20 protein-coding genes and 2 pseudogenes are annotated in these 24588 nt (G+C 47.8%); 17 read left to right on the forward strand and 5 right to left on the reverse strand.

What is annotated here, in order from left to right:
- Positions 1-8 precede the first annotated feature (8 nt).
- The 3 genes from hslV to LN737_RS15170 all read left to right on the forward strand — a co-directional run bounded on the left by hslV (position 9) and on the right by LN737_RS15170 (position 2523).
- Positions 9-548 (forward strand): ATP-dependent protease subunit HslV, encoded by a 540-nt coding sequence (gene hslV / locus LN737_RS15160; RefSeq protein ID WP_405520187.1) that lies wholly within the window; start codon positions 9-11, stop codon positions 546-548.
- Positions 549-626: 78 nt separating this feature from the next.
- A complete protein-coding gene (locus LN737_RS15165) occupies positions 627-2105 on the forward strand; it encodes a CHASE3 domain-containing protein (RefSeq protein WP_405520189.1) in 1479 nt (492 codons plus the stop codon).
- Positions 2059-2523, forward strand: coding sequence for a response regulator (locus LN737_RS15170; RefSeq protein ID WP_405520191.1), 465 nt, complete (start codon positions 2059-2061; stop codon positions 2521-2523). Before LN737_RS15165 ends, LN737_RS15170 begins: the two co-directional genes overlap by 47 nt.
- Before the next feature lie 71 nt (positions 2524-2594).
- On the opposite strand, the pseudogene dacB reads toward LN737_RS15170, so the two are convergent.
- Positions 2595-4138 (reverse strand): annotated as a pseudogene (gene dacB / locus LN737_RS15175) (D-alanyl-D-alanine carboxypeptidase/D-alanyl-D-alanine-endopeptidase).
- Between the two features lie 133 nt (positions 4139-4271).
- On the opposite strand from dacB, the gene LN737_RS15180 reads away from it, so the two are divergent.
- From LN737_RS15180 to LN737_RS15230, 11 genes are all read left to right on the forward strand, one after another.
- Positions 4272-5717 carry an MBL fold metallo-hydrolase RNA specificity domain-containing protein gene (locus LN737_RS15180; RefSeq protein ID WP_405520193.1) on the forward strand — a complete coding sequence of 482 codons (1446 nt, stop codon included), beginning with the start codon at positions 4272-4274 and terminating at the stop codon, positions 5715-5717.
- Positions 5718-5820: 103 nt separating this feature from the next.
- Positions 5821-6774: an acetyl-CoA carboxylase carboxyltransferase subunit alpha gene (locus LN737_RS15185; protein WP_405520195.1), complete on the forward strand. Its 954-nt coding sequence runs from the start codon at positions 5821-5823 to the stop codon at positions 6772-6774.
- 185 nt (positions 6775-6959) lie between these two features.
- A complete protein-coding gene (locus tag LN737_RS15190; protein WP_405520197.1) occupies positions 6960-7637 on the forward strand; it encodes a hypothetical protein in 678 nt (225 codons plus the stop codon).
- A 31-nt stretch (positions 7638-7668) separates the two neighbouring features.
- Positions 7669-8130 carry a hypothetical protein gene (locus tag LN737_RS15195; RefSeq protein ID WP_405520199.1) on the forward strand — a complete coding sequence of 154 codons (462 nt, stop codon included), beginning with the start codon at positions 7669-7671 and terminating at the stop codon, positions 8128-8130.
- Positions 8131-8148: 18 nt separating this feature from the next.
- Complete coding sequence (locus LN737_RS15200) at positions 8149-8859, forward strand: glycosyltransferase family 2 protein (RefSeq protein WP_405520201.1); 711 nt, start codon at positions 8149-8151, stop codon at positions 8857-8859.
- 101 nt (positions 8860-8960) lie between these two features.
- Positions 8961-9599, forward strand: a complete 639-nt coding sequence (locus tag LN737_RS15205) for an HAD family phosphatase (RefSeq protein WP_405520203.1) — start codon at positions 8961-8963, stop codon at positions 9597-9599.
- Between the two features lie 71 nt (positions 9600-9670).
- Positions 9671-10822 carry a site-2 protease family protein gene (locus LN737_RS15210; protein WP_405520205.1) on the forward strand — a complete coding sequence of 384 codons (1152 nt, stop codon included), beginning with the start codon at positions 9671-9673 and terminating at the stop codon, positions 10820-10822.
- 81 nt (positions 10823-10903) lie between these two features.
- The gene (locus LN737_RS15215) at positions 10904-11488 is read left to right on the forward strand and encodes an RNA polymerase sigma factor (protein WP_405520207.1); all 585 of its coding nucleotides are present in this window, start codon (positions 10904-10906) and stop codon (positions 11486-11488) included.
- A gap of 3 nt (positions 11489-11491) precedes the next feature.
- Positions 11492-12241, forward strand: coding sequence for a tetratricopeptide repeat protein (locus tag LN737_RS15220; RefSeq protein ID WP_405520209.1), 750 nt, complete (start codon positions 11492-11494; stop codon positions 12239-12241).
- A gap of 29 nt (positions 12242-12270) precedes the next feature.
- Positions 12271-13629 (forward strand): S8 family peptidase, encoded by a 1359-nt coding sequence (locus LN737_RS15225; RefSeq protein ID WP_405520211.1) that lies wholly within the window; start codon positions 12271-12273, stop codon positions 13627-13629.
- 289 nt (positions 13630-13918) lie between these two features.
- Positions 13919-16522, forward strand: coding sequence for a CHAT domain-containing protein (locus tag LN737_RS15230; protein WP_405520213.1), 2604 nt, complete (start codon positions 13919-13921; stop codon positions 16520-16522).
- Here the strand turns inward: LN737_RS15230 and LN737_RS15235 are convergent.
- The 4 genes from LN737_RS15235 to rpiB all read right to left on the reverse strand — a co-directional run bounded on the left by LN737_RS15235 (position 16488) and on the right by rpiB (position 21602).
- On the reverse strand, positions 16488-17105 hold the full coding sequence (locus LN737_RS15235) for a 3'-5' exonuclease (RefSeq protein WP_405520215.1): 618 nt from the start codon (positions 17103-17105) through the stop codon (positions 16488-16490). The two genes, LN737_RS15230 and LN737_RS15235, sit on opposite strands and share 35 nt — an antisense overlap.
- A gap of 43 nt (positions 17106-17148) precedes the next feature.
- The gene (locus tag LN737_RS15240; protein ID WP_405520217.1) at positions 17149-19302 is read right to left on the reverse strand and encodes an FUSC family membrane protein; all 2154 of its coding nucleotides are present in this window, start codon (positions 19300-19302) and stop codon (positions 17149-17151) included.
- Between the two features lie 30 nt (positions 19303-19332).
- The gene (locus tag LN737_RS15245) at positions 19333-21099 is read right to left on the reverse strand and encodes an ABC transporter ATP-binding protein (protein ID WP_405520219.1); all 1767 of its coding nucleotides are present in this window, start codon (positions 21097-21099) and stop codon (positions 19333-19335) included.
- 68 nt (positions 21100-21167) lie between these two features.
- A complete protein-coding gene (gene rpiB, locus LN737_RS15250; RefSeq protein WP_405520221.1) occupies positions 21168-21602 on the reverse strand; it encodes a ribose 5-phosphate isomerase B in 435 nt (144 codons plus the stop codon).
- 128 nt (positions 21603-21730) lie between these two features.
- Here rpiB and zwf point away from each other — a divergent pair, with 128 nt between their 5' ends.
- The 3 genes and pseudogenes from zwf to pgl all read left to right on the forward strand — a co-directional run bounded on the left by zwf (position 21731) and on the right by pgl (position 24377).
- Positions 21731-23230 carry a glucose-6-phosphate dehydrogenase gene (gene zwf / locus LN737_RS15255; RefSeq protein ID WP_405520223.1) on the forward strand — a complete coding sequence of 500 codons (1500 nt, stop codon included), beginning with the start codon at positions 21731-21733 and terminating at the stop codon, positions 23228-23230.
- A 73-nt stretch (positions 23231-23303) separates the two neighbouring features.
- Complete coding sequence (locus tag LN737_RS15260; RefSeq protein WP_405520225.1) at positions 23304-23645, forward strand: cupin domain-containing protein; 342 nt, start codon at positions 23304-23306, stop codon at positions 23643-23645.
- Between the two features lie 8 nt (positions 23646-23653).
- Positions 23654-24377: pseudogene (gene pgl, locus LN737_RS15265) on the forward strand (6-phosphogluconolactonase).
- Positions 24378-24588: the final 211 nt, after the last annotated feature.

Consider the following 24588-nt stretch of genomic DNA (forward strand, 5'->3'; position numbering starts at 1 on the left):
ATAAATTCATGCAACCTAAAATTCACGCAACTACAGTGGTTGGCATCCGGCATAACGGACATGTAGCGCTTGCTGCCGACGGTCAGGCCACGATGGGTAATACAATTGCCAAAAGTAACGTTCGCAAGGTTCGCGTACTGATGGGCGGTAAAGTTCTGGCGGGGTTTGCCGGTTCTACAGCCGATGCCTTTACGCTGATTGAACGGTTTGAAGAAAAATTGAATGCATATGGCGGAAATCTAAAGCGGGCCGCAATCGAGCTGGCAAAAGACTGGCGTACCGACCGATACCTGCGAAAACTCGAAGCGATGCTGATCGTTGCTTCAAAAGATGATATGCTTTTAGTGTCAGGAACGGGTGATGTCATTGAGCCCGATAACGACGTTGCGGCTATTGGTTCGGGTGGGATGTATGCTCAATCGGCAGCGCTGGCCCTGAAAAAACATGCTGCCGGACTTTCGGCCGAAGAAATGGTTCGGGAAAGCATGCACATCGCGGCCGATGTCTGTATCTACACAAACCATAATTTGGTCGTTGAAACGTTATAGAATAAAGGACGTCTGCTTTGAAGACTGACGGTTCCCCCCTTTGTTCTTTTTCTATCTTTGTATGAGATAGATCGTGCTATGAGAATTCCCAATCAGTTTGCTCCCAAAGTAATGAACCGACGTATTACGTTGGGGTTTATTACGGCTATGGTGTTGATTGCGTCGGGATTTACCATATCGTTCTACAGTTATAAGCGATACAGTGATGACATGGAGCGGGTTCAGCGTACGTATCAGGTGACAGAGGCTATTCAGAACGTACTGTCATTGGTGAAAGATGTTGAGACCAGTTCACGAGGCTATGTTATCACCCACGATACAAGTTATCTGCAGCCTTATCGAGTAGCGCTGCAACAATTGCCGAAACAAATTGATTACCTGCGAGTCGTTTATAACGATAATGCCAAACAGATTCAGAGCCGGTCTATTCTTGAAAAGCTGGTTCAGGATAAACTGGCGGTTTCCGAAACCCGAATGGGGGTGAGTGTTCTGGATAGAAACAACCTGGCTGTCAGTAAAGAGGCCAAGCAACGTATGGACGCGCTCCGACGGCATGTGAAGATCATGACGGCCACCGAACGGGATTGGATGCAAATTCGGAATAAACAGGCTGAGCGTTCGTTCCGCAATACGGTTCTGGTCATCTTTGCGCTGTCGGTCCTGACATTTATTGTGCTGGTCATTTCCTATCGTTTACTGGAACAGGAATTGATACGTCGGCAGAAGAACGAAGATAAACTGCGGGACTATGAAGTAAAACTGAAAGGACAAATCCGGCAGTTAGAGGCATCGAACGAAGAATTAGAGCGGTTTGCATTTGTCGCCAGTCATGATTTGCAGGAACCTCTCCGCAAGATTCAGTCGTTCGCGAATCTGATTACAGAGCGATACGGCAACCTGTTCGATGCTGACAGCATGATGTTTATGGGTAAAATCTCGCACTCAGCCGAACGAATGTCAAAACTCATTCGGGATCTGCTCAATTTTTCGCGAATATCGAACCAGCACGAAACGTTTAGACCTGTCCATCTAAATGAAATAATCCAGCGTATTTTAGACGATCAGGAATTACGGATAAAAGGACTGAATATACAGGTTGAGATTGGCCCCATGCCCGTTGTAGAGGCAGTTGCCAGTCAGATGGACCATCTGTTTAACAATTTGATCTCGAACGCGTTCAAATTCATCAGGTCAGACATACAGCCTTTATTACGCATTCAGGCCCAGCTTATCGAAGGAAACCGGTATTCAGGGCTTATTCCTGACCAGCGATATTACGAAATTACTGTGGCAGACAACGGTATTGGATTTGACGAAAAATACGTAGAGCACATTTTTAAAGTTTTTCAACGATTACACGGTAAAAGTGCCTTTGAAGGTACCGGCATTGGCCTGGCTATCTGTAAGCGGGTTGTGATGTACCATAACGGATACATTACGGCCAAGAGCCAGCCCAACAAAGGAACTACATTCATTGTCGTTTTACCAGAAAGCCAATCATTACAACACTATGACCGACCAACTTCAGCCGAAGCCTATTCATATCCTGCTAGTTGACGACGACGAAGACGACCGTTACCTCACAAAAGAGGCTTTTCATCAGCATTACCCATCCAGCCGCATTTCGTTTGCGGAAGATGGTGAAGATTTATTGGATTTTCTGAAATACGAAGGAAGGTATTCGGGTTCGTCGCATACATTGCCTGAACTAATTCTGCTGGATCTTAATATGCCTCGTAAAGATGGGCGTGAGGCTCTGCGCGAACTGAAAGCCAATGAACAGCTCCGGCATATTCCTATTGTGGTGCTCACGACGTCCGATTCGAAAGACGATATCGAAACCTCTTATTTCAACGGAGCGAACAGTTTCATCACAAAACCGCCCACGTTTCAGCGGCTAAGTGAGGTGACAAAAGCCATTGGCCAGTATTGGTTCAATGTCGTAACCGTCTGCGAACACGTAGGCGATGAGTAATTGCCCAGTCAACCTTTCAGGCTCTTTGTGTAGAACATGGCGCCTGAAAGGTTGGCCGTAAACAGCCTTGTTTACTTACCCTTTAGTTTGACCAGGCTTACGAAAATCTTTTCCAGTTCCTGAGTTACCGTGCGATTCTGGCGGGGGGTAAACTTGTTAACCAATACGCAGAAACTCATTCGCTCACCGTCAGCTGCGTTAAAATAGCCTGCATAGGCTCTAACGCCTTCAATCGAGCCGCTCTTCGCCCGAATATTTCCGGCGGCTGCCGTTCCCGAGCCAAGCTACGTACTGTACCTGTCTGCCCGATGATCGGAATGGATTCGTAAAAGCTGGAAAAGGATTGTTCACGCCCCATGGCACTCAGAATGCTGGTCATGTTGTCGGCCGTAAGCGCCCCCACTGCCGACAGGCCGCTGCCATCGCGGATTCGAAACCCATCCAGACTGATACCCTTCGTTTTCCAGTACGTTTCCAGTGCCTCTAAACTAGAATCGGTAGATCGAACCGTCTTGTCGAGGGCTAAAGCCGTGGTACGTAGCAGTGCTTCTGCGTAAAGATTAATACTCTGGAAATTGGTCTGTTGGACCAGCTCAGCCAGCGTTGGAGATTTATGTTGATTCAGAATCGTTCGCTTTCCTTTTGCAGGGATTGAGGTCGGCAATCCACCGCCCACCGAAACAGGAGGATTGCTAACCGTAATGTTATCCTGAATAAGTTGATTCTGAAGAGCATAGGCTGTAAAAAAGGCAGGATCAGGAATAGCCCCTTTAACGCTAAACTCATTGGCAGGTTCGCCCATCGGCACTTTACCAGTCAGCCACTGCTGATTCTGAAAAGGCGCACCGAATATATTCACCTGGTCGCCCGTATTAGCGGCATCGGTTGTAACCGAATTTCGGAATGTCAGATAGGGCAGAGCTGGGTCAGTACGTAACACAGTAGTGGGTGTATCAATGGCTTTGCCGGGCCTGAAAAAGATGCGATACAGATTTTCGTTAATATTTAGTGCGCTGAGGCTGGCCCCATAGTAATTGCCCAGATCGCCGTAAGGCCAGGTATCGGGTGTGGTTAGATCAGTATATAGGCTGGCGTCGCCCACCACAGCTCCCTGAATACGGCGAATGCCTGCTGCCCGAACCGCATCCGACCAGCTTTTTAGTAGCGATGGCAAGTCGTAATAATTCGTAAACCGCCAGCTGCCCAGCGAAGGATCGCCCGTACCACGAATGTATAGATTGCCAGTAAGTGTACTGTCTTTTACTGTCCCGTCGTATTCGAGTGTAGTTGTGTAGGTAAAATTGGCGCCTAGCACCGAAAGTGCAGTAGCCGTAGTAATAAGTTTGAGCGTTGAGGCCGATGGCAGGCTCTGGCGGGCATTATACCCAATAAATTCGCGACCATCGCGAACCCGCCGAACCGAAAGCGCAACCGTTCCAAATCGGGCTGCGGGGCTAGCCTGAAATGCCTCTAGCAGCCTGATTATGTGCTGTGTAGCTAGTGAATCTGGTTGTCGCTGGCTCTGCGAATAAGCAGGCGTACCGGTAAAAAAGTGAATAGAAACGTAAAGGATAAAAGCAGCGAAACAGGCTGAAAAAGGGTGAATAAAGCGCATTTGGGAACAGTTAGGCGATTCGCAGGGTATTTCTTACCTTTGCAAACTTACAGAATAAACACCATCCCACTGGCTTTAAACTGACCTTCACAGAACATCGAATACACGACATTGATTTGTTAAAGTTGCACGCATGAAATTATCATTTCTGGGGGCGGCCCGGCAGGTAACGGGTAGTATGTACCTGCTGGAACTGGAGGATGATTACCGCATCCTCATTGACTGTGGTTCCGATCTGGAACGGTCTGGGCCGCGAGAGGCCAGTTCGAACGGTCAGACAGCCCCCGTCGTTACTCATCCCGGATTCTTTCCATTTGAGGCTTCAAGCATAAATCTAGTACTGTTGACCCATGCGCATGTCGATCATTCGGGCAACTTACCTAATCTGTTTCGCGAGGGATATGAGGGCCAGATTCTTTGTACTGAACCTACATTTGCGCTGACGAACGTATTGCTCAAAGATGCAGCATCACTTAATCAGAAGCGAATTAATGAGCTGAATGCCAGTAAGAAACAACGCGTGAAAGACCGGCAGGTCCAGATGCAGAAAGACTTGTATCTGGACCGGCAGGTCCGTGAAGCTATGGAAAACGTAGTGCCCATTGCCTTCAACCGAAAGTTTCGGGTGACCGATGGTGTGGACGTAACGTTCATTCCTGCGGGTCACTTACTGGGTGCTGCTCATATCCTGATTAACGTAACGGAGAATGGCGAACGGAAAAGCATCTGCTTCTCGGGCGACATTGGCCGCCGGAATTATCCCCTGTTGGTCGATCCGGCACCTGTTCCGCCGGTCGACTATCTGATTTGTGAAAGTACGTATGGCAATCGACTGCATGAAAATACCATGTCGCCCGAAGATGCGCTGGCCGATGTTATTCAGCGAACCTGCATCGACATTCCGGGTCGGCTGATTATTCCATCCTTCAGCGTTGGCCGGACTCAGGCCCTTCTTTACACCCTTAACCGGCTCTATACCGAACGGAACTTTCCTCCCATCAAAGTTTTTTCGGATAGTCCGATGGGTTACGAAAGCACGAAGATTTACATGCAGCATGTAAAAATGCTGAACGGGGAAGCCAGAGAATTTTATAAAGAAAACGAAACCCTGTTCGATTTCCAGAATTTTCAGTTTCTGGAATCGTCGAAAGCGAGTAAGGCTATATCGAACTACGCTGAACCCTGCATCATCATTTCGTCGTCGGGTATGGTTCAGGGGGGGCGGGTTGAATATCACGTAGCCGAGAATATTAGCAATCCTTACGCTACCATACTCATCATCGGCTATTGCGCCGAAGGAACCCTTGGCTGGCGTTTACTAAATGGGCAACAGACACTTAGCATCAAAGGCAAAGACCATCAGGTGCTGGCCAATATTGAAAAAATTGACGTGTTTAGTGGTCATGGCGACCGAAACGATTTGATTGATTTCGTAAAAATGCAATCGCCTGAAACGCTCAAACGGGTTTTCCTGGTTCATGGCGAATACGAGAGCATGGAATCCTTCCGCGACACGCTTGCCGAAGAAGGGTACCCACAGGTGATTATTCCAAAAAAAGGCGAAAGCTTTGACTTATAAATGATGAATGATGAGTGATAAATGATGAATGATAGCCACGTGCTGCATTTTATCATTCATCATTTATCACTCATCATTCATAATTCATCATTCATCATTGTGCATGAGAACATACCTCGATTTTGAGAAACCGATTGCCGACCTCGAAGCGCGGCTGGAAGAGACTAAAAAATTAGCCCAAACCAGTAATGTGGACGTCAGCGAAGCCGTAAACATTCTGGAGCAGAGCATTGACAAACTGCGCCGGGAAATTTTTCAGAATCTAACGCGCTGGCAGCGGGTTCAGCTATCCCGACACCCCGACCGCCCTTATACGCTCGATTACATTTCGCTTATGTGCGATCAGTTTATCGAGTTGCACGGCGACAGAACCGTTCGCGATGATCCGGCTATGGTAGGGGGATTTTGTCAGCTAGGCGACCAGACGGTGATGATTATTGGTCAGCAGAAAGGACGTAACACCAAACAGCGTCAGCATCGAAATTTTGGTATGCCCAACCCGGAAGGGTATCGTAAGGCGCTACGGTTGATGAAACTGGCTGAGAAGTTTAACAAGCCAATCATCACCATGATCGACACACCGGGGGCCTTCCCGGGTCTGGAAGCCGAAGAGCGTGGACAGGGCGAAGCCATTGCGCGCAACCTCAAAGAAATGTTTATGCTGACCGTACCGGTTATCTGCATCATCATTGGCGAGGGCGCTTCGGGAGGTGCCTTGGGAATTGCCATTGGCGATCGGGTAATGATGCTTGAAAATACCTGGTATTCAGTTATTTCTCCCGAGAATTGTTCAACGATACTTTGGCGCAGCTGGAATTTTAAAGAGCAGGCCGCTGAAGCAATGAAACTAACGGCTCGGGATATGCAGCTAAACAAGTTGGTCGATGAAATTGTCGAAGAACCTGTCGGGGGCGCGCACAACGACCATCAGGCTATGGCAAACCATTTGAAAACGGTTATTCTGGATACGCTTGCCGAGTTGAACGCGATTGAGGCACAGGAACGTATCAATCAGCGGATTGATAAATTCTGCTCAATGGGCGTTGTCGTTGAGTAAGAAAGCCCGTTCGCATGCCTCTACTTCTTTCGATTCTACCCGCTTTTAGACGAGCTGTGGAAACTAAAGAATCCATTCTCAACAACGTACTGCACACTATCACAAGTTTTAACATCAAACGTAAGTTTCTGTAGGCTTCACTTTTTTGAACGGAAGTTTACCCGCTTCTAATAGGTTTTGTTGGTATGATTGAAAAAAAACAGCTACAGATTTATTATGGAATAATTGCGACTACGTTTTTTGTTTTGCTTTATTTTTCGGTCACGCTACAGGCCAGGGGCGATGAAGGGGGCGGTTATCTGGATGCGTTTTTTCAGGCTTACTCAATATGGCCAGCTCTGGATTTAAGCCCGGCCTGGTCGATTTCTTCCTTTTATTTATGGGTGATCGCAAGCGCCCAGGCGATTCTGGCTAACCTGGGGCTTTTGGGCCAGTTTTTATTGCCATCCGGTCGTATTATAGCCTTACTGTGTTGGCTGGTTCTAGCCATTATTCATGTTCGGAATGGCCGTCACAAAGCACTGGCAATTTTGTTCAATCCCTATGTGCTTATCTACGCCAGCCGGGCGCATCCACTTTTACCAGGTATTTTGCTTTTTTATCTTTTTTGGATCTTAACCATTCGCGGTAAAAAAATAGGGCTCCTGTTTCTGTTATTTGCCGTCAATTTTCAGGTCTTTACAGGGGGCGCTATCGGCTTATTTGCGCCTACGTTCCCATTAGTGAAAAAGGACGTCATCCGGGTAATCATTTTCGGCGTAGTTGCGATTTGTGGCGTATTGATTACGTGGTTGACCTGGGGGGATGTACCCGCAAAAATTTATAAACCACTATTTCTTTCAACATACACACGTAAATGGTAAGCCTTCGTTTGGATACCCCTTAACCGTCCTGATGCTGGCTGGAACTACGTTGTGGATTGCTGGTAATCGAACCATCCGGGACATTCAGACTCACCGGGTTTATTCGCTGTCAGTCGTCATCGCAACGATTTTTGCGGCTATAGTGCTTTATTTTATAGCTGATATCGTCGGGATAGCTCGCGAAGGCAGTCACCTGCTTCTCGGAACGTACTATCAGGTAGGCTGGGTTGCAGGCTTTGGATTGCTAGGCTTAGGCTGGCTTCGCGTTCACCGAGACCATTATCCCTTATTTTTCGGTCTGCTTGGGTCAGCCATATTATTAATAACGCTTCCCTATCTTTACGAGCGAATTTCCATTTTCGCAACCATAGCTCCCTGTTTAATCTGGTGTGGTCTGGTGAAGAAAGAAGAGCAACATGATTATCTTCTCCTCGCGATCTGTTGTCTGTCTGTCATGAGCGCTGCTATCTATGAGATATACGGTTCGCTTTGAATTAATGCTATTTAGCCGATGAAACTATCCATAATTGTACCTGCCTATAATGAAGCAAAAACCATTGAACGAATCTTAAAAAAGCTGGTTGACATCCAATTGGCCGGGCAGGTCGACAAAGAGATTATCGTTGTAAACGATTGTTCGAAAGATAATACAGAAGCCGTCGTTTCTAACTTTATTCGGTTAAACCCTTCGGTCGAGATTCAATACGTAGCACATGCTGTAAATCAGGGAAAAGGGGCGGCTTTACACACAGGAATTCAGAAAGCAAGTGGGGATTACCTGATCGTTCAGGATGCCGATCTGGAGTACGATCCCGAAGAGTTTAATATTTTACTCAAACCCGTTCTGGATGGCTTTGCCGATGTCGTATACGGGTCCCGTTTTGTAGGAGGAAATGCGCACCGGATTTTATTTTTCTGGCACACCATCGGTAACAAATTCCTGACGTTTCTGAGTAATATGTGTACGAACCTGAACCTAACCGACATGGAAACGTGCTATAAGTTGTTCCGGTCAGATATCATCAAAACGATTCCGCTTAAAGAAAAACGATTTGGGTTCGAGCCGGAAGTGACAGCCAAGATTGCCAAAGTGCCCGGCATACGTATTTATGAGGTCGGCGTATCGTACTATGGCAGAACCTACGAAGAAGGAAAAAAAATAAACTGGAAAGACGGCTTCCGCGCCATCTATTGTATCATCCGATACGGTCTGTTCGGCTAAGCCTGAACCATTAACTTTGCCAACTTATTTTCGTGCTTTGTCTGCCAATCTACCCTTATCTTTGGCTCACGATTCAATACGACCTGATCTGAACGTAACGCATGGATTCTACCCTCGACAAAACTACGCTTAAAAATCTCATTTTTGACCTCGGCGACGTTATCATTCCCATTGACCTTACGGCTCCCATGCGGAACTTCGCCATGCTGGCTAACCTCCCCGAAACGGAAGTGCTGGCACTCTGGAAACAGCATAATATTCTGAGTCAGTATGAGACCGGCCTGATTGACGATGATGCCTTTCGGGCGCACGTTCGGCAATTGCTCAAAAACGACAGTTGGGCCGATGAAGTTATTGATACGGCTTGGAACACCGTTCTGCTTGATATACCGGTTGAACGTCTTGAGCGAATCAAAGAGTTAAAATCGCACTATCGGCTGTTCCTGCTCAGTAATACCAGCGCTATTCACATCCGATACGTCAACAAAGTGCTGACAGGTATGGGCCAGCCTACACTTGAAGAACTTTTTGAGAAGGTATTTTATTCCTACGATGTTCAGCTCATGAAACCGTCGCCCGAAATTTATCAGCACGTACTGGATAAAGCGGGTCTGGCGGCCGAAGAAACCGCTTTTTTCGACGACAATGCCCTGAACATCCAGGCGGCCGCTGAGTTAGGGATTCAGGCGGTACACGTACAACCCCCATTGACAATTCTGGACTATCTAAAGAATGTATAATGGACAATGCAAAATGAATAATTGCTTTCGGGCAATAGCCATTTTACATTATTCATTACACATTACACCCTATGAATCAACGTAATAAAACTTACCTCCTGCACGGAGGTCTTTTTTTAATTACTCTTGTTACGACTACGCTGGCCGGTGCAGAATGGATGTATGGGCGACTATTTATACCTTTTGAAGGAACTCAACCTCTTGGATGGAAAGAGTTTCTGGATGGATTCCAGTTTTCTGTGCCTTTCCTGGCCATTCTGACTGTTCATGAGTTCGGTCATTATTTTACGGCGAAAGCGAATCGGGTGCGCGTTACGTTGCCCTATTATATTCCGCTCTGGCTGGGTCTCGGTCAAAGTATCGGCACACTAGGAGCGTTTATCCGTATCAAAGATTACATTAACAGCCGACAGAAATATTTTGATATTGGCATTGCCGGACCTCTGGCCGGTTTTGTGCTGGCCTTGATTGTGTTGTGGTATGCCTTTACGCACCTGCCCCCTCCTGAATTCATCTTTACCATCCACCCCGAATATCAGAAGTGGGGACTCGACTACGGAAAGTATGCGTATCAGAACATACCAGAAGGAGGAGCTATGGGGCTGGGAGACAATTTGTTATTCTACTTTTTCAAAACGTATGTTGCCGATCCGGCCCGTGTGCCACATCCGTACGAGATGGTGCATTATCCATACGTAATGGCCGGGTATCTGGCTTTATTTTTTACGTCACTCAACCTGATTCCGATTGGTCAGTTAGATGGTGGCCATATTCTGTATGCGCTCATTGGTCGCAGACGATTTCGGTGGGTAGCGCCGACATTATTTATTGCCTTTGCCTTTTATGCCGGTTTGGGGCAGTTCAAACCCACTGATTTTGCCGTACCGTCTGATGAAGCTTTCTTTTCGGAATTAGGTACGTTTGGCCTGTATGTCGTTGTTCTGTTTCTGGCGTTCTCACGCATCAGTGAAAATCGGACGACCTCTCTGCTCGTTACGCTTAGCGTTGTGACGGCACAGTTGGTTATTTCCTGGATTCGGCCCGATTGGACTGGCTATTCCGGGTTTATGATCTTTGTGCTGGTGCTGGGTCGTTTTTTAGGAATTTATCATCCCGAAACCGAATTGGAGGAGCCGCTGGATTTGAAGCGTCAGGTGCTCGGATGGGTTGCCCTGCTCGTGTTTGTGTTGTGCTTTAGCCCGCGCCCTTTCCTGTTTGCCTAACGGAAAGGGTTAGCGAAGCCCTTACCTAAACAATACCCTTAAATTCTCTATCTTACAGTCTCATAATGAATCTTCTATCCTATGGGACTTTTATCCAGACAGCCTTCCGACGCTGATCTGATGGCAGGTATCCGGGCGGACGGTACCCAACGCCGACTCTGTGAAAATAAGCTGTACATAAAATACCAATATCTCATTGCGGAAGGAACGCGTAAACACCGCGCCCTGACGGAGGATGAGTGCGCCAGTGCGTATTCAGATACGATGCTTTCCGCTTTCGAAAGTATCAGTGTTGGGCGGTTTGAGGAGCGTTCGGAACTCAAAACGTATCTGTATCAAATATTTATGAACAAATGTGTTGACGCTATTCGAAAAAAGACGACTAATCGAAGTAGCGTTCACGATACCTTTTCGCTCGATGATTCGCTGATGCAACTGCCGGATGAATCACGGTCAGTTGTGCAGAAGCTCATTGCTCAGAGTAATCTGGAAAAGCTGCACCAGCATCTGCGTGAGTTGGGCGAGAAATGCCGTGCCATGATTCTGGCTATGGGCGAAGGGTATTCTGACGAAGAAATTGCGCAAACGATGGGCTATAATTCAGCTGCGGTGGCTAAAACCAGCCGTTTACGGTGCCTGGAAAAATTACGCGAACGATTTTCGTAATACATGATGAAAACTGATCTGGAGACCATTGAAAACTATTTGGCGGGAAAGCTTTCTCCCGTCGAACGTACCCAGTTTGAAAGCGTCCTAAATACCGATCCGGAAGTGGCGGATGCCGTGGCTTTTTACCTTCTGACGAGGCAGGCAGCACAGGATCAAGTCCGTGAGCGTGAACAGCGTCGGGCTGAACTGGATGAGTTACGTACCCAAAACATACCAGTACGTTCCCCTCGAAGTGTGCCAATGTCCTGGGCCGCAGCAGCCAGTGTCATTCTATTACTTGGCTTAGGCTGGCTATTTTTCCGCCCGACCGATTCAGCTGTTGTGGCAGATCGCCTGGTCGATGAATACGTAACCGAACATTTTATGGAGCTTCCCACCACGATGGGTGGAGAAGGCGTCGATAGCCTGACAATAGGAGCGGAGCAATTCAATAAGGGAAAATTAGCCGAAGCTGAAGCCTTGTTTGAACGTATAGCGACCCGCCAGCCTGAGAATGAAAATGCGCTTAAATATGCGGGTATTGTTTCCCTGCGGCAAGGTAATTACGACAAAGCTATAACGTTTTTTCATCGCTTAAGCCAGCAAACAGACTTGGTTGCTAACCCCGGTACGTTCTATGAAGCCCTTGCTCTGTTGAAGCGTGGCCAACCGTTGGATAAAAGCCAGGCCAAAAAATTGCTCGAGGATGTGATTAACAAGAACTTGGACGGAAAACAGGAAGCTGAGCGATTAATAAGCGGGATTGAATAACTGAATTATAATCTACACCATCCACTTTTATGAAACTTATCCCTTTATCGCGAAAATTTTTGTTCTGGTTGCTTGGCTTTACATTATCTGCCAGTTCATTTATCGGATGTAAATGCGTTAAATCGACACTTCAGGGGCCCGAAAATCCTAAGCCGTTTTCGGTTAATTTTCTGCTAAATTCATATGTGTCTGATGCTGATATTAAAGCCAGACTGATTGATGCCGTTGATGAGGCAGGGGGTACTATAGCTGCTGATTCAATTGTAATACGTCGTTGCCCTTGCGATAGTACACTAATCAATATAACCCTTCCCAATAGTTACACTATAGAAGGACAAGGTCCGCTTGCTGTCAAACCAGGAGGAGGAGGGGGAGCTGCCAGCGGTGGCATTGATCTGCCAGTGCAGAAAGGTTCGGTAGGCTTCAATTATACGATTGATGTCTTTGAGCCGACTGACCCCAAGATATCGCGGCCTGCTAGTCTGTCCCCCCTGAATGTCTACATTAGTCAGCAGAATAAGGATGCAGGCAAAACAGTTGCCGTGGCTGTATTTGATAGTGGATTGGATGAATCTTATTTGCCGGAGTTGAACAGGAAACATACTGTAAACCTCTGTAATATTGCCGGAATACCATCTAATACAAGCGAGAAAGGATGGAATTTTGTAGGGGGAAGCGGAGGCTTTAGTGACACTGGTGATAATAACATTGGTAAGCATGGGTCTGGAGTCGCGCATTTAGTGGTTCGTCAGTCGAACAGCAGCCCTACCATCGTGAAAATTGTGCCGATGAAAGTACTAGGTGCTGACAACAAGGGCGATGTGTTTGGGCTCATGTGTGCTATGGAAACAGCCCGGCGCAATAATATTCCAATATTTAATATGAGTCTGGGGTATTATGGAGAGCCGGATAGCTTACTACGTCAGTACATAAAAAAGGCTACCGACCAAGGAATCTGGATTGTTACGGCTGCTGGAAATAAACCCCAGAATGAAAGCCCTGACTCTACTCGTAACTTAGCTAATATGCAGAAAAAGTTTTATCCGGCATCGTTTAGCGAATTTGATCGGGTACTGGCTGTCTCTACCGCTCATCTTAATTCGTCAGTTCTAAGTGCCTGCATAGGACAAAATTACAGCCCCAGTCTTGTGTTAGGTGTAGTTCCTAATTTTGTGGCAACTGTGGACTCATGTCGTTTTGTACTGGAGAATTCTTCTGTTAGTGTTGTAGGAACGTCATTTGCTAGCCCGATTTTGGCGGGTTGGTTGGCGACTCAGATAAATCAGCCAGGAGGACTACAAAACCGAAGCACAGTTATTGGGGCAATGACACAGGCAACAGGTGGCACAACCCTTTATCAAAATAAATATATTCAGGCAGTCCCATAGTGAACCTGAGCATTTATGAGCTTTTAATAAATAGTCAGGTTTGAAGTATATAGAGCATCTAATTAATTGTTTTTTATGTCAATTCAGTTTTGCTATGTATGCCCGTCTATTTTTAATCATAAGCAGCTTATTTGCTTTGAATAGTCGGGCATTCCCTCAGTGCCCGGACTTGGTAACGCGCTATGAACAATTAACCGTCATAGAACAAAATGCCCCTAAAGGCCAATTAGTACGTGAATTGCTACTGTTGAAAGGGACGTATATTCATTGTCAGCAAACAAATGATTCAGTGTATGCCAAACTAATGCACGTGCTTGGACGTACCTATTGGCAGGAAGGCAACTTCCAGATGGGGCAACTTTATACGAACCAGGCTATTGCCATTAACCAGCGTCAAACGTCTTTCGCAAATAAACCGAATCTGGTCAACAGTTATTATAATTCGGGTCGTATATACGCCGATCAGAACCTCTATAAAGAAGCTTTATCTGCCTATGAACAGTGTGTCAGACTGTCTAGTCTCTATCCTGTAAAGCGCATGTGGGGCAGTAAGGCACTGAGCCAAAAGTCTTATATCTTGTATCTACTTGGTGATTACGAGGCCGCTGTTCGTGAAGCTGATTTAGGCGTCAGGATGGCTCAACAGGCAAATAATAAGCTGGTTGTTACCGAAAATTTGTGTTCAAAAGCGCAGGCATTAATACGCCTTGGCGAGCTAAAAGCCGCTAAAGATGATTTAACTCAGGCCCTGACTTTAATCAATGTCGTCGATAACCCGAATGACGTAGCAGATGTGTATTCGTTGCTAGGCAGTGTAGCTAATGACATGCATAATTATGAGGATGTCGCTGGATATTATCAGAAAGCTTTCGCCATCTATCGACAGATAAATTTTCGCTACGGTTGTGTACAAACATTAAGCACTTTAGGCGAATTCTACGAGAAAACAATACGGCAATACGGCCAAGCTCTCAGCATGTATAAACAGGCGCTAACTTATAGTGATGACGCCACAAGCCGAATGGTCGTATTAAATGATATAGGGCGTGTTTATTCCCGACAGAACCAATTTGCGTTAGCCATTTCCTTCTATAAACAAGCTCTCAAAATAGTTGGACTCGACATGCCTGACCAGCAGACTGCCACACAGCCTATTGTTGGTAAGATGCAGGCAACCTTTGGTAAAGAATACCTTCTCACTTTACTTCAGGACAAGGCCGATACGTGGCTTGCTTACGCAAAAGCCACAAACAATCACCAGCGGTTTCAGTACGCACTTAATACGTATAAATTAGCTGATCAGATGATTGATTTCATGCGTTGGGAACATACTGGAAATTCTTCCAAGCTCTATTGGCGTGAGAAAACAAGAGGCATCTACAAGCAAGCTATTGAGACCTGCCTGCAACTTAAGGATACTGAACAGGCATTTCGGTTTTTTGAAAAGAGTCGGGCTGCCATGCTGGCCGACAAATTGAATGAACTGGGTGCCCGCCAGCAGTTATCTCCTCAACAGGCGAAGGAAGAACAACGATTGCAGCAAGCTGTAAGTAGTTTGCAGGCCCAGCTTGCTGAAACGACTACCAGCAAAGGCATGGATAGTCTAGTGTTTCGGAAGGCTCAACAAGCTCTTGATAAGGAGCAGACCAATTTAGATGAGTTTCGTAAGAGATTGGAACTATCAAACCAAGCTTATTTTCGCTACAGATACGATACCACCATTACGTCGTTAGCTGATCTGCGGGATCATTTGAAAAGACAGCGTGCTTCGTTCGTTACGTATTTCGTTGGAGATAGTTTGGTGTATGTGTTAGGCGTAACGGCTGATACCGCTAGGCTCTACGTAAAGCCGGTGAATGCCTATCAAAAAAATATACAGGCGTTTTTGGGGCTTCTGGCTAATCCGGATGCCATGAATCGTAAACCAAACCGGGATCTGTTTCTGACGTTGGGTAACGGGCTGTACAATCAGCTACTGGCGCCCCTCAAGCTGCCCGCAGGACGGGTTATTGTCTCGCCAGACGGTTCGTTTGTTCCCTTCGAAACCTTAAGCCGGACGCCAGAAACGGCTGATTATTTGGTGCAAGATTACGCTTTCAGCTACACGTATTCAGCTCGTTTACTCTTGAAAACGTATACTGAACATAAGGCTGGGACGAGTGTTCGTCAGGGAAGATTCCTGGGCATTGCGCCCGTTGAATTCGACCCCTCGCTGAAACAGGTTTCGTTGCCGGGTTCAGATGATGCGTTGAAACGTATTGCTGAACAGTTTCAGTCACCAATCCTGCTAACACACAGGAATGCAACCCGTAGGGCATTTCTAAGCAAGGCTGCCGATGCAAGTGTTATCCAACTGTTTACCCATGCCACTGCCGACAGCTCAGGGCAGGAACCCCGGCTCTTTTTTGCGGATTCTGCGCTACAGATTTCTGACCTTGGCGACGGTGATCTGCCTCATGTGCAGCTGGTGGTGCTGGCAGCCTGCAAAACGGGCGTCGGAGCAGTTCAGCAGGGTGAAGGCGTGTTTAGTTTAGCACGAGGATTTGCGGCTCAGGGTGTGCCCAGTGTTCTAACGACGCTCTGGAGTGTTCAAAATCTGGCTACTTATGAGTTGACAGAGCTTTTTTACAAGTACGTTGATGAGGGGCTGCCCAAAGATATTGCCCTGCAACGTGCTAAACAGGATTGGCTCAAATCAGCCAATCAAACAAACCAAATGCCCAATTTCTGGGCAGGTTTGATAATCGTAGGCGATACGGAACCACTTGACCGTATTAACTATGCACTTTGGGTGACTGTTGTTTCATTACTGGCTTTTGGCATAGCGGGTGTGTGGTTCTGGCAGAAAAAACGGGTGACTAAGTCGTCAGTTTCATTGCCTCACTCAGTTTAAAGACTTCTTTCAGGCACTTCGCCGTCAATACCGCATCTTCGAGGGCATTGTGAAAACCATCTTCACGGGCAAAGCCGAAATAGCTGGCAATGGCAGTCAGGCTTAGCCGGTCGGGGACTTTGCGTCCATTGGCTTTCAGTACCCGGAACGTAAAGAAAGCGAGGGTATGTAAATCGAGCAGCACACGCGAGTACGGCCATTTCAGCTTTTCATAACGGTACGCTTCTTTCAGGAAATTGATGTCGTTGATCACACTTTGTCCGCAGATAATCACATCGCGCAGAAACGGAGTCCGGTCGAGCTGGCCTTTCGGAACCCGAAGCCCAAGCTCTTTACAAATCCATTCTTCAAGCTCAGGCAGTACGTCATAAATCATGGGAGCATCTTCCAGCTCAGCCAGCGAGAGATTATGGATTTTTTCGGAAGATGAAGAAAACGCTTCCTGGTTTTCGGGATACACGTTGGTCAGGTATTGACCGCGCTCAACCCAGTTGTCATCGAAAAGGACGGCACCAATCTGAATGATTTCATTATAATCCGGCTCCGGGCCGGTCATCTCTAAATCAAGTACTAAATACGGCATAATTAAATTAGGTTACTGGGTTGGTTACTGGCAGACGATGCGTTTAGGATTCGGTTACAGACTTCGCATGTGGCTTTATTCGCTCAACGCATTTGCTAATATCACTACTGACCTGCTGAATAAAAGCGAGTTGTTCGCCAACCGACCGGTCGTCGGTGGGAGAAGTTATTCCTTTAGAATCGGCAGCCGGAAGTTCTGGTGCTGGTTTCATCGATGAAACGCCCAACCGACGTAAGCTTTCCGTCAGGGTGAATAAAGCTCGCTTTACGGGCCGAATGAATGAGGCAGAACACGGTTTTGGCTCACTGCTTATCCGGTCGGACGTAATGGTAGCAATGTTGGCCGATAAAATGTGATTAAGTACAACGAACTGATAAATAAGTCTTTCGTTACGTTGTTTGTGTTTGGGCTCCGACATCATTCGGTCAAAAACGGCTCCCATGTTGGCCGACGTAACATAAACGTCCTTCCGGGCCAGTTTATATTCTTCTATATCAATCGCCCTGCCTGACAGGCTGTCGAGAAGTAATTGGAGATACCGTACATTGGCCTGTAGTACAGCTTGCATGGGTTTTATGAGCTGGTCGGACTCCCACTGCGGAAAAAGCAGATAGCTCGCAATAAAAGCAATAACCCCTCCGAGCAAGGTATCAAAAAAACGTTCTTCAACGACACCCAGGTAACTAACCCCCAGAAAACTGAACAGGATCAGGACGAAAGGCGTCACGCAGATAACCATGACCATGTAATACGTTCGCTGAGCGCTGTAAGTACCCAGCATAAAAAAGACCATGAACCCAAACTGAGCCGTTTTATTGGGCACAAATGTCAAAATTAAAACACCGATGAGCCCACCGGCCAGCGTGCCTATGATCCGTTCAATGTTCCGTTGCTTGGTTAGGCTAAAGGCGGGTTTCATAATAACCGTGATGGTTAGCAGAACCCAGTAGCTGTGGTGTCCATACGAAAGCAGCATCGTTACAACGTACCCGACCAGCATGGCAATACTTACCCGGGCTGCGTGCCGGAAGGCTGACGAGTTGAGCGTGAGGTTATCTTTAAACGACTCTACGTCAATAATCTGGTGCGAAATAAAGCGTCCGTATTCAATGTCGTCGGTACGTACCGGGCTTCTATCCGGTTTCGATAAATTGTTTTGAAGGGTCGTAACACGCTGACTAACGGCACGCAGGCTAACCAGCACTTTTTTCAGAACCAGTGTGCTGCCTTCCTGATCACTAAGCGCATCAATTGTTTGTTTCAGCTCCGCCAGCGTTGGATTAATATCGACCGGGCGATGAAATCGTACGGGTGACTGAATTGCCAGACCAATATGATCCAGCTCGACGGATAAGCGACGAATTAATTTTGCTACGGTATTCAGTACACCCGTCCGGCCAAAGCGTTCGCGAATGGACGAATAATCGTAATACATGGCTGTAATCTGCTCATACAGATCCACTACGTCGGTAAATGTCAGGACGAGCAACCGGCCGGTACTAGTTGACTCGTTAACGATCCGACGGCTTTTGAACAACACTTCCCGTACGGCATCCTGTTTTTCACTAACCACCACCTGCTGGGCAATCAGGCGCCGGTAATCATCGTCCAGGTCCGTTGACACCCGATAGAAATCGGCTTTAATGGCCATCAACTTAGCCATCTCGTGAATGCATTGCCCTAATGCCTGTTGGGCCAGCCGATAAGGCTGTAACTGCGACGCCAGCAAGCTGATCGCCATATACCAGCTGCCTCCAGCAATAACGAGCGCAGTTTCGTGCAAAACTCCAGTTGCGTCGAGCGGCCGGTCGAGCATCAGGATCATGATCAGCAGGGCTGCCGTTCCAACAGTTGTAGCCCGATTGCCGTAGACTCCAAACATGGAGAAAAAGAAACCGAACAGCGTGATCTCCAGACCCAGTACGTAAGGGTTCATGCGGGCAAAGCCGGTGATAAGCGTAACGAGTCCGCAGAGCAGTACGCTGGCTGCCATTCCATTCCGTCGGTGCGCTACAGGACCCGGCGCGTCGCTAATGCTGACGTTCAGCGCACCCAGCGACATTGCCAGTCCAGCCTGCAACTGCCCGAACTGCATCAATGCCAGGGCAGGCAGCAGAATTGACAGCGTTGTCCGCAGCCCGTCAGAAAAATACTGACTGGACAGGAAGTAACTGACTTGCCGGGCACGTTTGTTCATGGTGGGGTACTTAGTTCACGTCTACCGCTTTTAGCCATTAACGGCTACCAGTCCGGTCTTTCGTTCGCCGATTTGCTGCCGCCACATAGCGTAGTAGAGTCCTTTTTGTGCCACTAATGTATCGTGATTTCCGGTTTCAACAATCCGCCCTTTTTCCAATACAAAAATGATGTTGGCATGCATAATGGTCGAAAGCCGGTGAGCGATCAGGATGGTTATCTGCTCATTCATGGCCGATACGCTGCGAACGGTGTCGGTGATTTCTTCCTCGGTTAGCGAATCAAGCGCCGAAGTCGCTTCGTCGAAAATCAATAAGCGCGGGTGGCGGACCAGCGCACGGGCAATGGATAAGCGTTGTTTTTCGCCCCCCGACATTTTAAGTCCTCCTTCGCCAATCTGCGTATCAAGTCCCTGGGTAGATCGGGCAAGCAGATGGTCGCAGGCAGCTTTGTCTAAGGCATCGAGCATTTCGGCTTCGGTCGCATCCGGTTTTACAAAAAGGAGATTGTCGCGGATTGTTCCCGAAAAAAGATGCGTTTCCTGCGTAACGAACCCGATTTGACGACGCATCGGGTTAAATCGAAGGTCTTTCGTTGAAATGTCATTGTAGTAAATTTCGCCACCTACTGGCCGGTACAACCCAACCAGAAGCTTCACCATTGTCGATTTGCCAGAACCCGATGGGCCAACAAAGGCAATGGTATCACCCAGAGTAGCTTCGAACGAAACCCCGTCAATGGCATTCTGAGCCGCATCGTTGTGCCGAAATACCACATCGGCAAATCGCAGTCGCTCAATCGGTCCTACTTCAATGGGCGACTCCGGATTACGTTCAATCGGTTTCTGCATCAGTTTACCAAAGCTGTTCAGGCCCGCTTCAGCCTCCCGGTAAGCCAGTATGATATTGCCTAAATCCTGCAAAGGATTGAAAATGGAAACCGAAATAAACTGCATGGAGATCAGTTCGCCCGTGCTCAGGATATTGTGAAAAATCAGCCAGAGCAACGTAAACAGGACCGACTGTTTCAGCAGATTCAGCGTTGTGCTTTGCCAGAACGACAGCAAACGTACCCGCCGTACTTTAAACATTTCGAGGTCGAAAATGTGGCTGGTCTGCACCTTCAATCGCCGGATTTCCGAGAAGGTCAATCCCAGACTTTTTATCAACTCGATATTACGTAGCGATTCCGTAATGACGCCTGCCAGCTGAGCCGTTTCCCGATTGATTGACCGCTGCGTCGTTTTGATCTCTTTGCTTAGAAACCCTGTAATACCGCCCAGCAGCAACACCCCGGTCAGGAATACGGGAACAAGCGCCCAATGCTTGGTAACGGCGTACCAGACCAGAAAACCCACGCCAACAATAGACGAAAACAGAACATTGACGAAGGAATTGATAAACTTTTCGGTGTCGGTACGTACCTTTTGCAGAATCGATAGGGTAGCCCCGCTGCTCTGATCGCCAAATTCCTGATAATTGAGACGTAGCGTTTGTTTGAGGCCGTCATTGAAAATATCGGTCCCGAACTTCTGAACAACCAGCCGCATTACGTATTCCTGAAAAGCCTTGGTAATATTCGACAGAATAGCCACCCCAACCGCCAGGGCTAATAAAGAAAGAACGCCCCTGATTTTTTCGGTCTCTGTTTTCTGACCCGGATGCGTGGCGTATTCATCGATAAGTTTTCCAAAAATTATTGGATCGACCAGGGAAAGAATCTGGGCAATACCTGCCAGAACCAACGCCAGTAGGGCAAGCCAGCGATAGGGTTTCAGGTAATTCCACAGAATCTGCATATAGTATGGTCTTTAGGCGTGGAGCGTGGAGCCTGGAGTGAATGAAACCTCGCTCCAGGCTCCATGCATTAATACGTATCGAGCTCCTGAATTCGCGCCAGGTGTCGGCCGCCTTCAAACGGCGTATCGAGCCAGATACGAACCAGGTTTAGCGCGGTTTCTTCCGACATCATCCGCTCGCCGAGCGAAATAACGTTCGCATCGTTATGCTGCCGACACAGGCGAGCCGACTCTTCATTCCAGCACAGGCCGCACCGAACACCCCGTACCCGATTGGCCGCTATCGCTTCGCCATTGCCGGAACCACCGAGTACAACGCCCCTTTCTACGTCACCAGCGGCCACGGCTTCGGCAACGGGCCGGATAAAAAGTGGATAGTCGACAGAGGGGGTTTCTGCATAGGTGCCTTTGTCGATTACGTCATGTCCGAGATCGATAAGCATCTGTTTGATCGCTTCTTTATAACGGAAACCAGCGTGGTCGGAGCCAATAGCAATTTTCATGAGAGATATAAATGAATGGAAAACAAGGCCAAAAGTAGCAGAATCATCGTCTAAGATGAAACCTTAACGGACTAAACTTGTTCGGAAATCAGACTGGCGGTAATTTGCGCCCGTCAATACATCGACCCATGATTCCAGCTACTAATCAGCGGCCACCCGCTACGATTCTGTTTATTTTCGGAGGCAGTGGAGATCTTAATCTTCGTAAACTTACCCCCGCTCTGTACAATCTGTTTATTGATAACTATTTGCCCGAACGCTTCTCTGTCGTTGGTTTAGGACGTAGTTCGTATACCGATGAGTCATTTCGGGAGCGTTTGCTGGAAGGTGTTCAGGAGTTTTCGCGCCGTAAAAACGGGCCCGACGACACCTGGAAATCCTTTGCCCCGACTATTTCGTACCTGCAAATGGACGCGGGCGATGCCGGTGCCTATACAAAGCTGTCTGATTATGTAGCCAGCAAAAAATCGGAATGGGGCGAATTGCCCAATGTTGTGTTTTACCTGGCCGTAGCGCCCCAACTTGTACCCGGCATTGCTACGAACCTGGGTAAACTGCCGCTTTGTGGGGATAAATCGCACGTCAGAATTGTCGTTGAGAAACCGTTCGGACATGATCTGAAAACAGCTCAGGAGCTGAACACGCTGCTGGGTGGGCTGTTTGCTGAAGAACAGATTTACCGCATCGATCACTATCTCGGTAAAGAGACGGTTCAGAATATTCTGGCCTTACGGTTTGCCAACTCCCTGTTCGAGCCGATCTGGAACCGACGTTACGTTGAGTATGTGCAGATTACGGCTTCTGAAACGGTCGGTCTCGAAGGGCGCGGTGGTTACTACGAAGGATCGGGCGCTTTGCGGGACATGATTCAGAATCACCTGCTTCAGATGCTGTGTATGGTAGCTACCGAAGCGCCAATCTCGTTCGATGCCAACGAAGTTCGGAATAAGAAAGTAGACGTACTGAACGCTATCCGTCGGATAAAACCTGAGCAGGTGAACGATGTAGCCGTTCGTGGTCAGTACGGTCCCGGCAAAAAAGATGACAAGGACATTCCGGGTTATCGGCAGGAGGAAGGGGTGAAGCCCGATTCTTCGACTGAAACCTTTGCCGCCGTTAAACTCTTCGTGGATAACTGGCGATGGGAAGATGTACCTTTTTACTTACGTACCGGCAAGTCGCTACCCGAGAAAGCAACCGTTATTACCATTCAGTTCAAACCTGCGCCATACTACGCGTTTCCGGAAGAAGCAACGCAGAGCTGGCAACCCAACCGGCTGACGATTGGGATTCAGCCCGCTATGGATATTCGCCTGCGGTTTCAGGCAAAACGGCCAGGTCAAACGCTGGCAATCGATCCGGTCGAAATGGTTTTCAGCTACAAGGATGCCTATGCCGGACAGGAGCCGGAAGCCTACGAAACGCTGTTGCTCGACGTAATGACCGGCGATGCAACCCTGTTCATGCGTGCCGATCAGGTTGAAGCTGCCTGGAAAGTGGTAACACCGATTCTGGAAGCCTGGTCGAGCGAAACGCCTGATTTTCCGAACTATGCGCCCGGCTCATGGGGCCCTGAAGCAGCCATGCAACTCGTTGAGAAAGACGGATTCCAGTGGATGGCAAAATAAATCAATCATTGGTCAGTAGTCATTGCCGTATTTTCTAATGACTACTGACCAATGACTACCAATTAATACATACATGACTTCCCAACTTGCCGCTCTTTTTGTGGATGATCAGAACCTGCCCTGGGAGCAGGTGGCTGATGGCGTGAAACGTAAAATAATGACGTACGACGCCAATCTGATGATGGTCAAAGTAGCCTTTGACGCGGGCGGTATCGGAACACCGCACAGCCATCGGCACACGCAGATGAGCTACGTAGCGAGTGGGGCGTTTTCTATCACCATTGCCGACGAGACACGTATCGTACGGGAAGGCGATGCTTACTATATTCCGCCAAACGTCTGGCACGGAGCCGTTTGTGAAGAAGCGGGCGTGCTGGTCGATATTTTTACGCCCATGCGCGAAGACTTTGTCTAAAGACAATTATGCAGCTTATTATAAAAAAGAACCCGACTGAATTAGCCAAAGCCGCGGCTGAGCTGATCACAAAGCGAATCACAGATACGCTGAAAAAAAGATCGGTTTACCATAGCCTTGTCAGGAGGCAGTACCCCCAAAGCGTTACACGAATTATTGGCTAAGCCACCGTATTCGCAGAAAATCCCGTGGATGCAGCTCCATATTTTCTGGGGTGATGAACGCTACGTACCGATAGACGACGAGCAAAATAACGCTGGCATGGCCTACGATACGTTGCTCGGGCACGTGTACACCCCGGAAGACCAGATTCATGTATGGCGTACCGACCTCGAGCCCGAAGCGGCTGCCGCTGATTATGACCGTATCTTGCATGAATATTTCGGCGAAACGGGGCCTACGTTTGACCTGGTATTACTCGGTATGGGCGACGACGGTCACACGCTTTCACTCTTCCCCGGTACAGACGTAGTGCATGAAGAAACGGCTTGGACGAAAGCGTATTTTTTGCAACAGCAGGGCATGTACCGGCTGACACTTACTGCACCCATTACGAACCGGGCAAGCTGCGTGCTGTTTCTGGTAGCAGGACCCAAAAAAGCCGAACCGCTAAAAGAAGTGCTGGAAGGGGCCTATAATCCCGACAAGTACCCGTCGCAGGTGATTAAACCTGTTAATGGTGACCTGATCTGGTTAGTTGATGAAAAAGCCGCGGCTGATCTGAACCAATAAATCGGTACCCGACTGCCCTGGCCGAATAATCTTACTTCTTCAACGTTTTATGGATAAATCCCGCTATTTTTGCGGATTGATTTCTGAGAAAAATACAATTAGGTTGATTGAGCTACATTTGAAACCCTTTGGTCTTATGGCAAAGTTGCCTATCGGCCAACTCTCAACAACGCTGCAATTCTCACTCAGTAATTTCTATTTGTCGTAAACC

The organism is Spirosoma sp. KNUC1025 (assembly GCF_045160025.1).
Classification (GTDB): domain Bacteria; phylum Bacteroidota; class Bacteroidia; order Cytophagales; family Spirosomataceae; genus Spirosoma.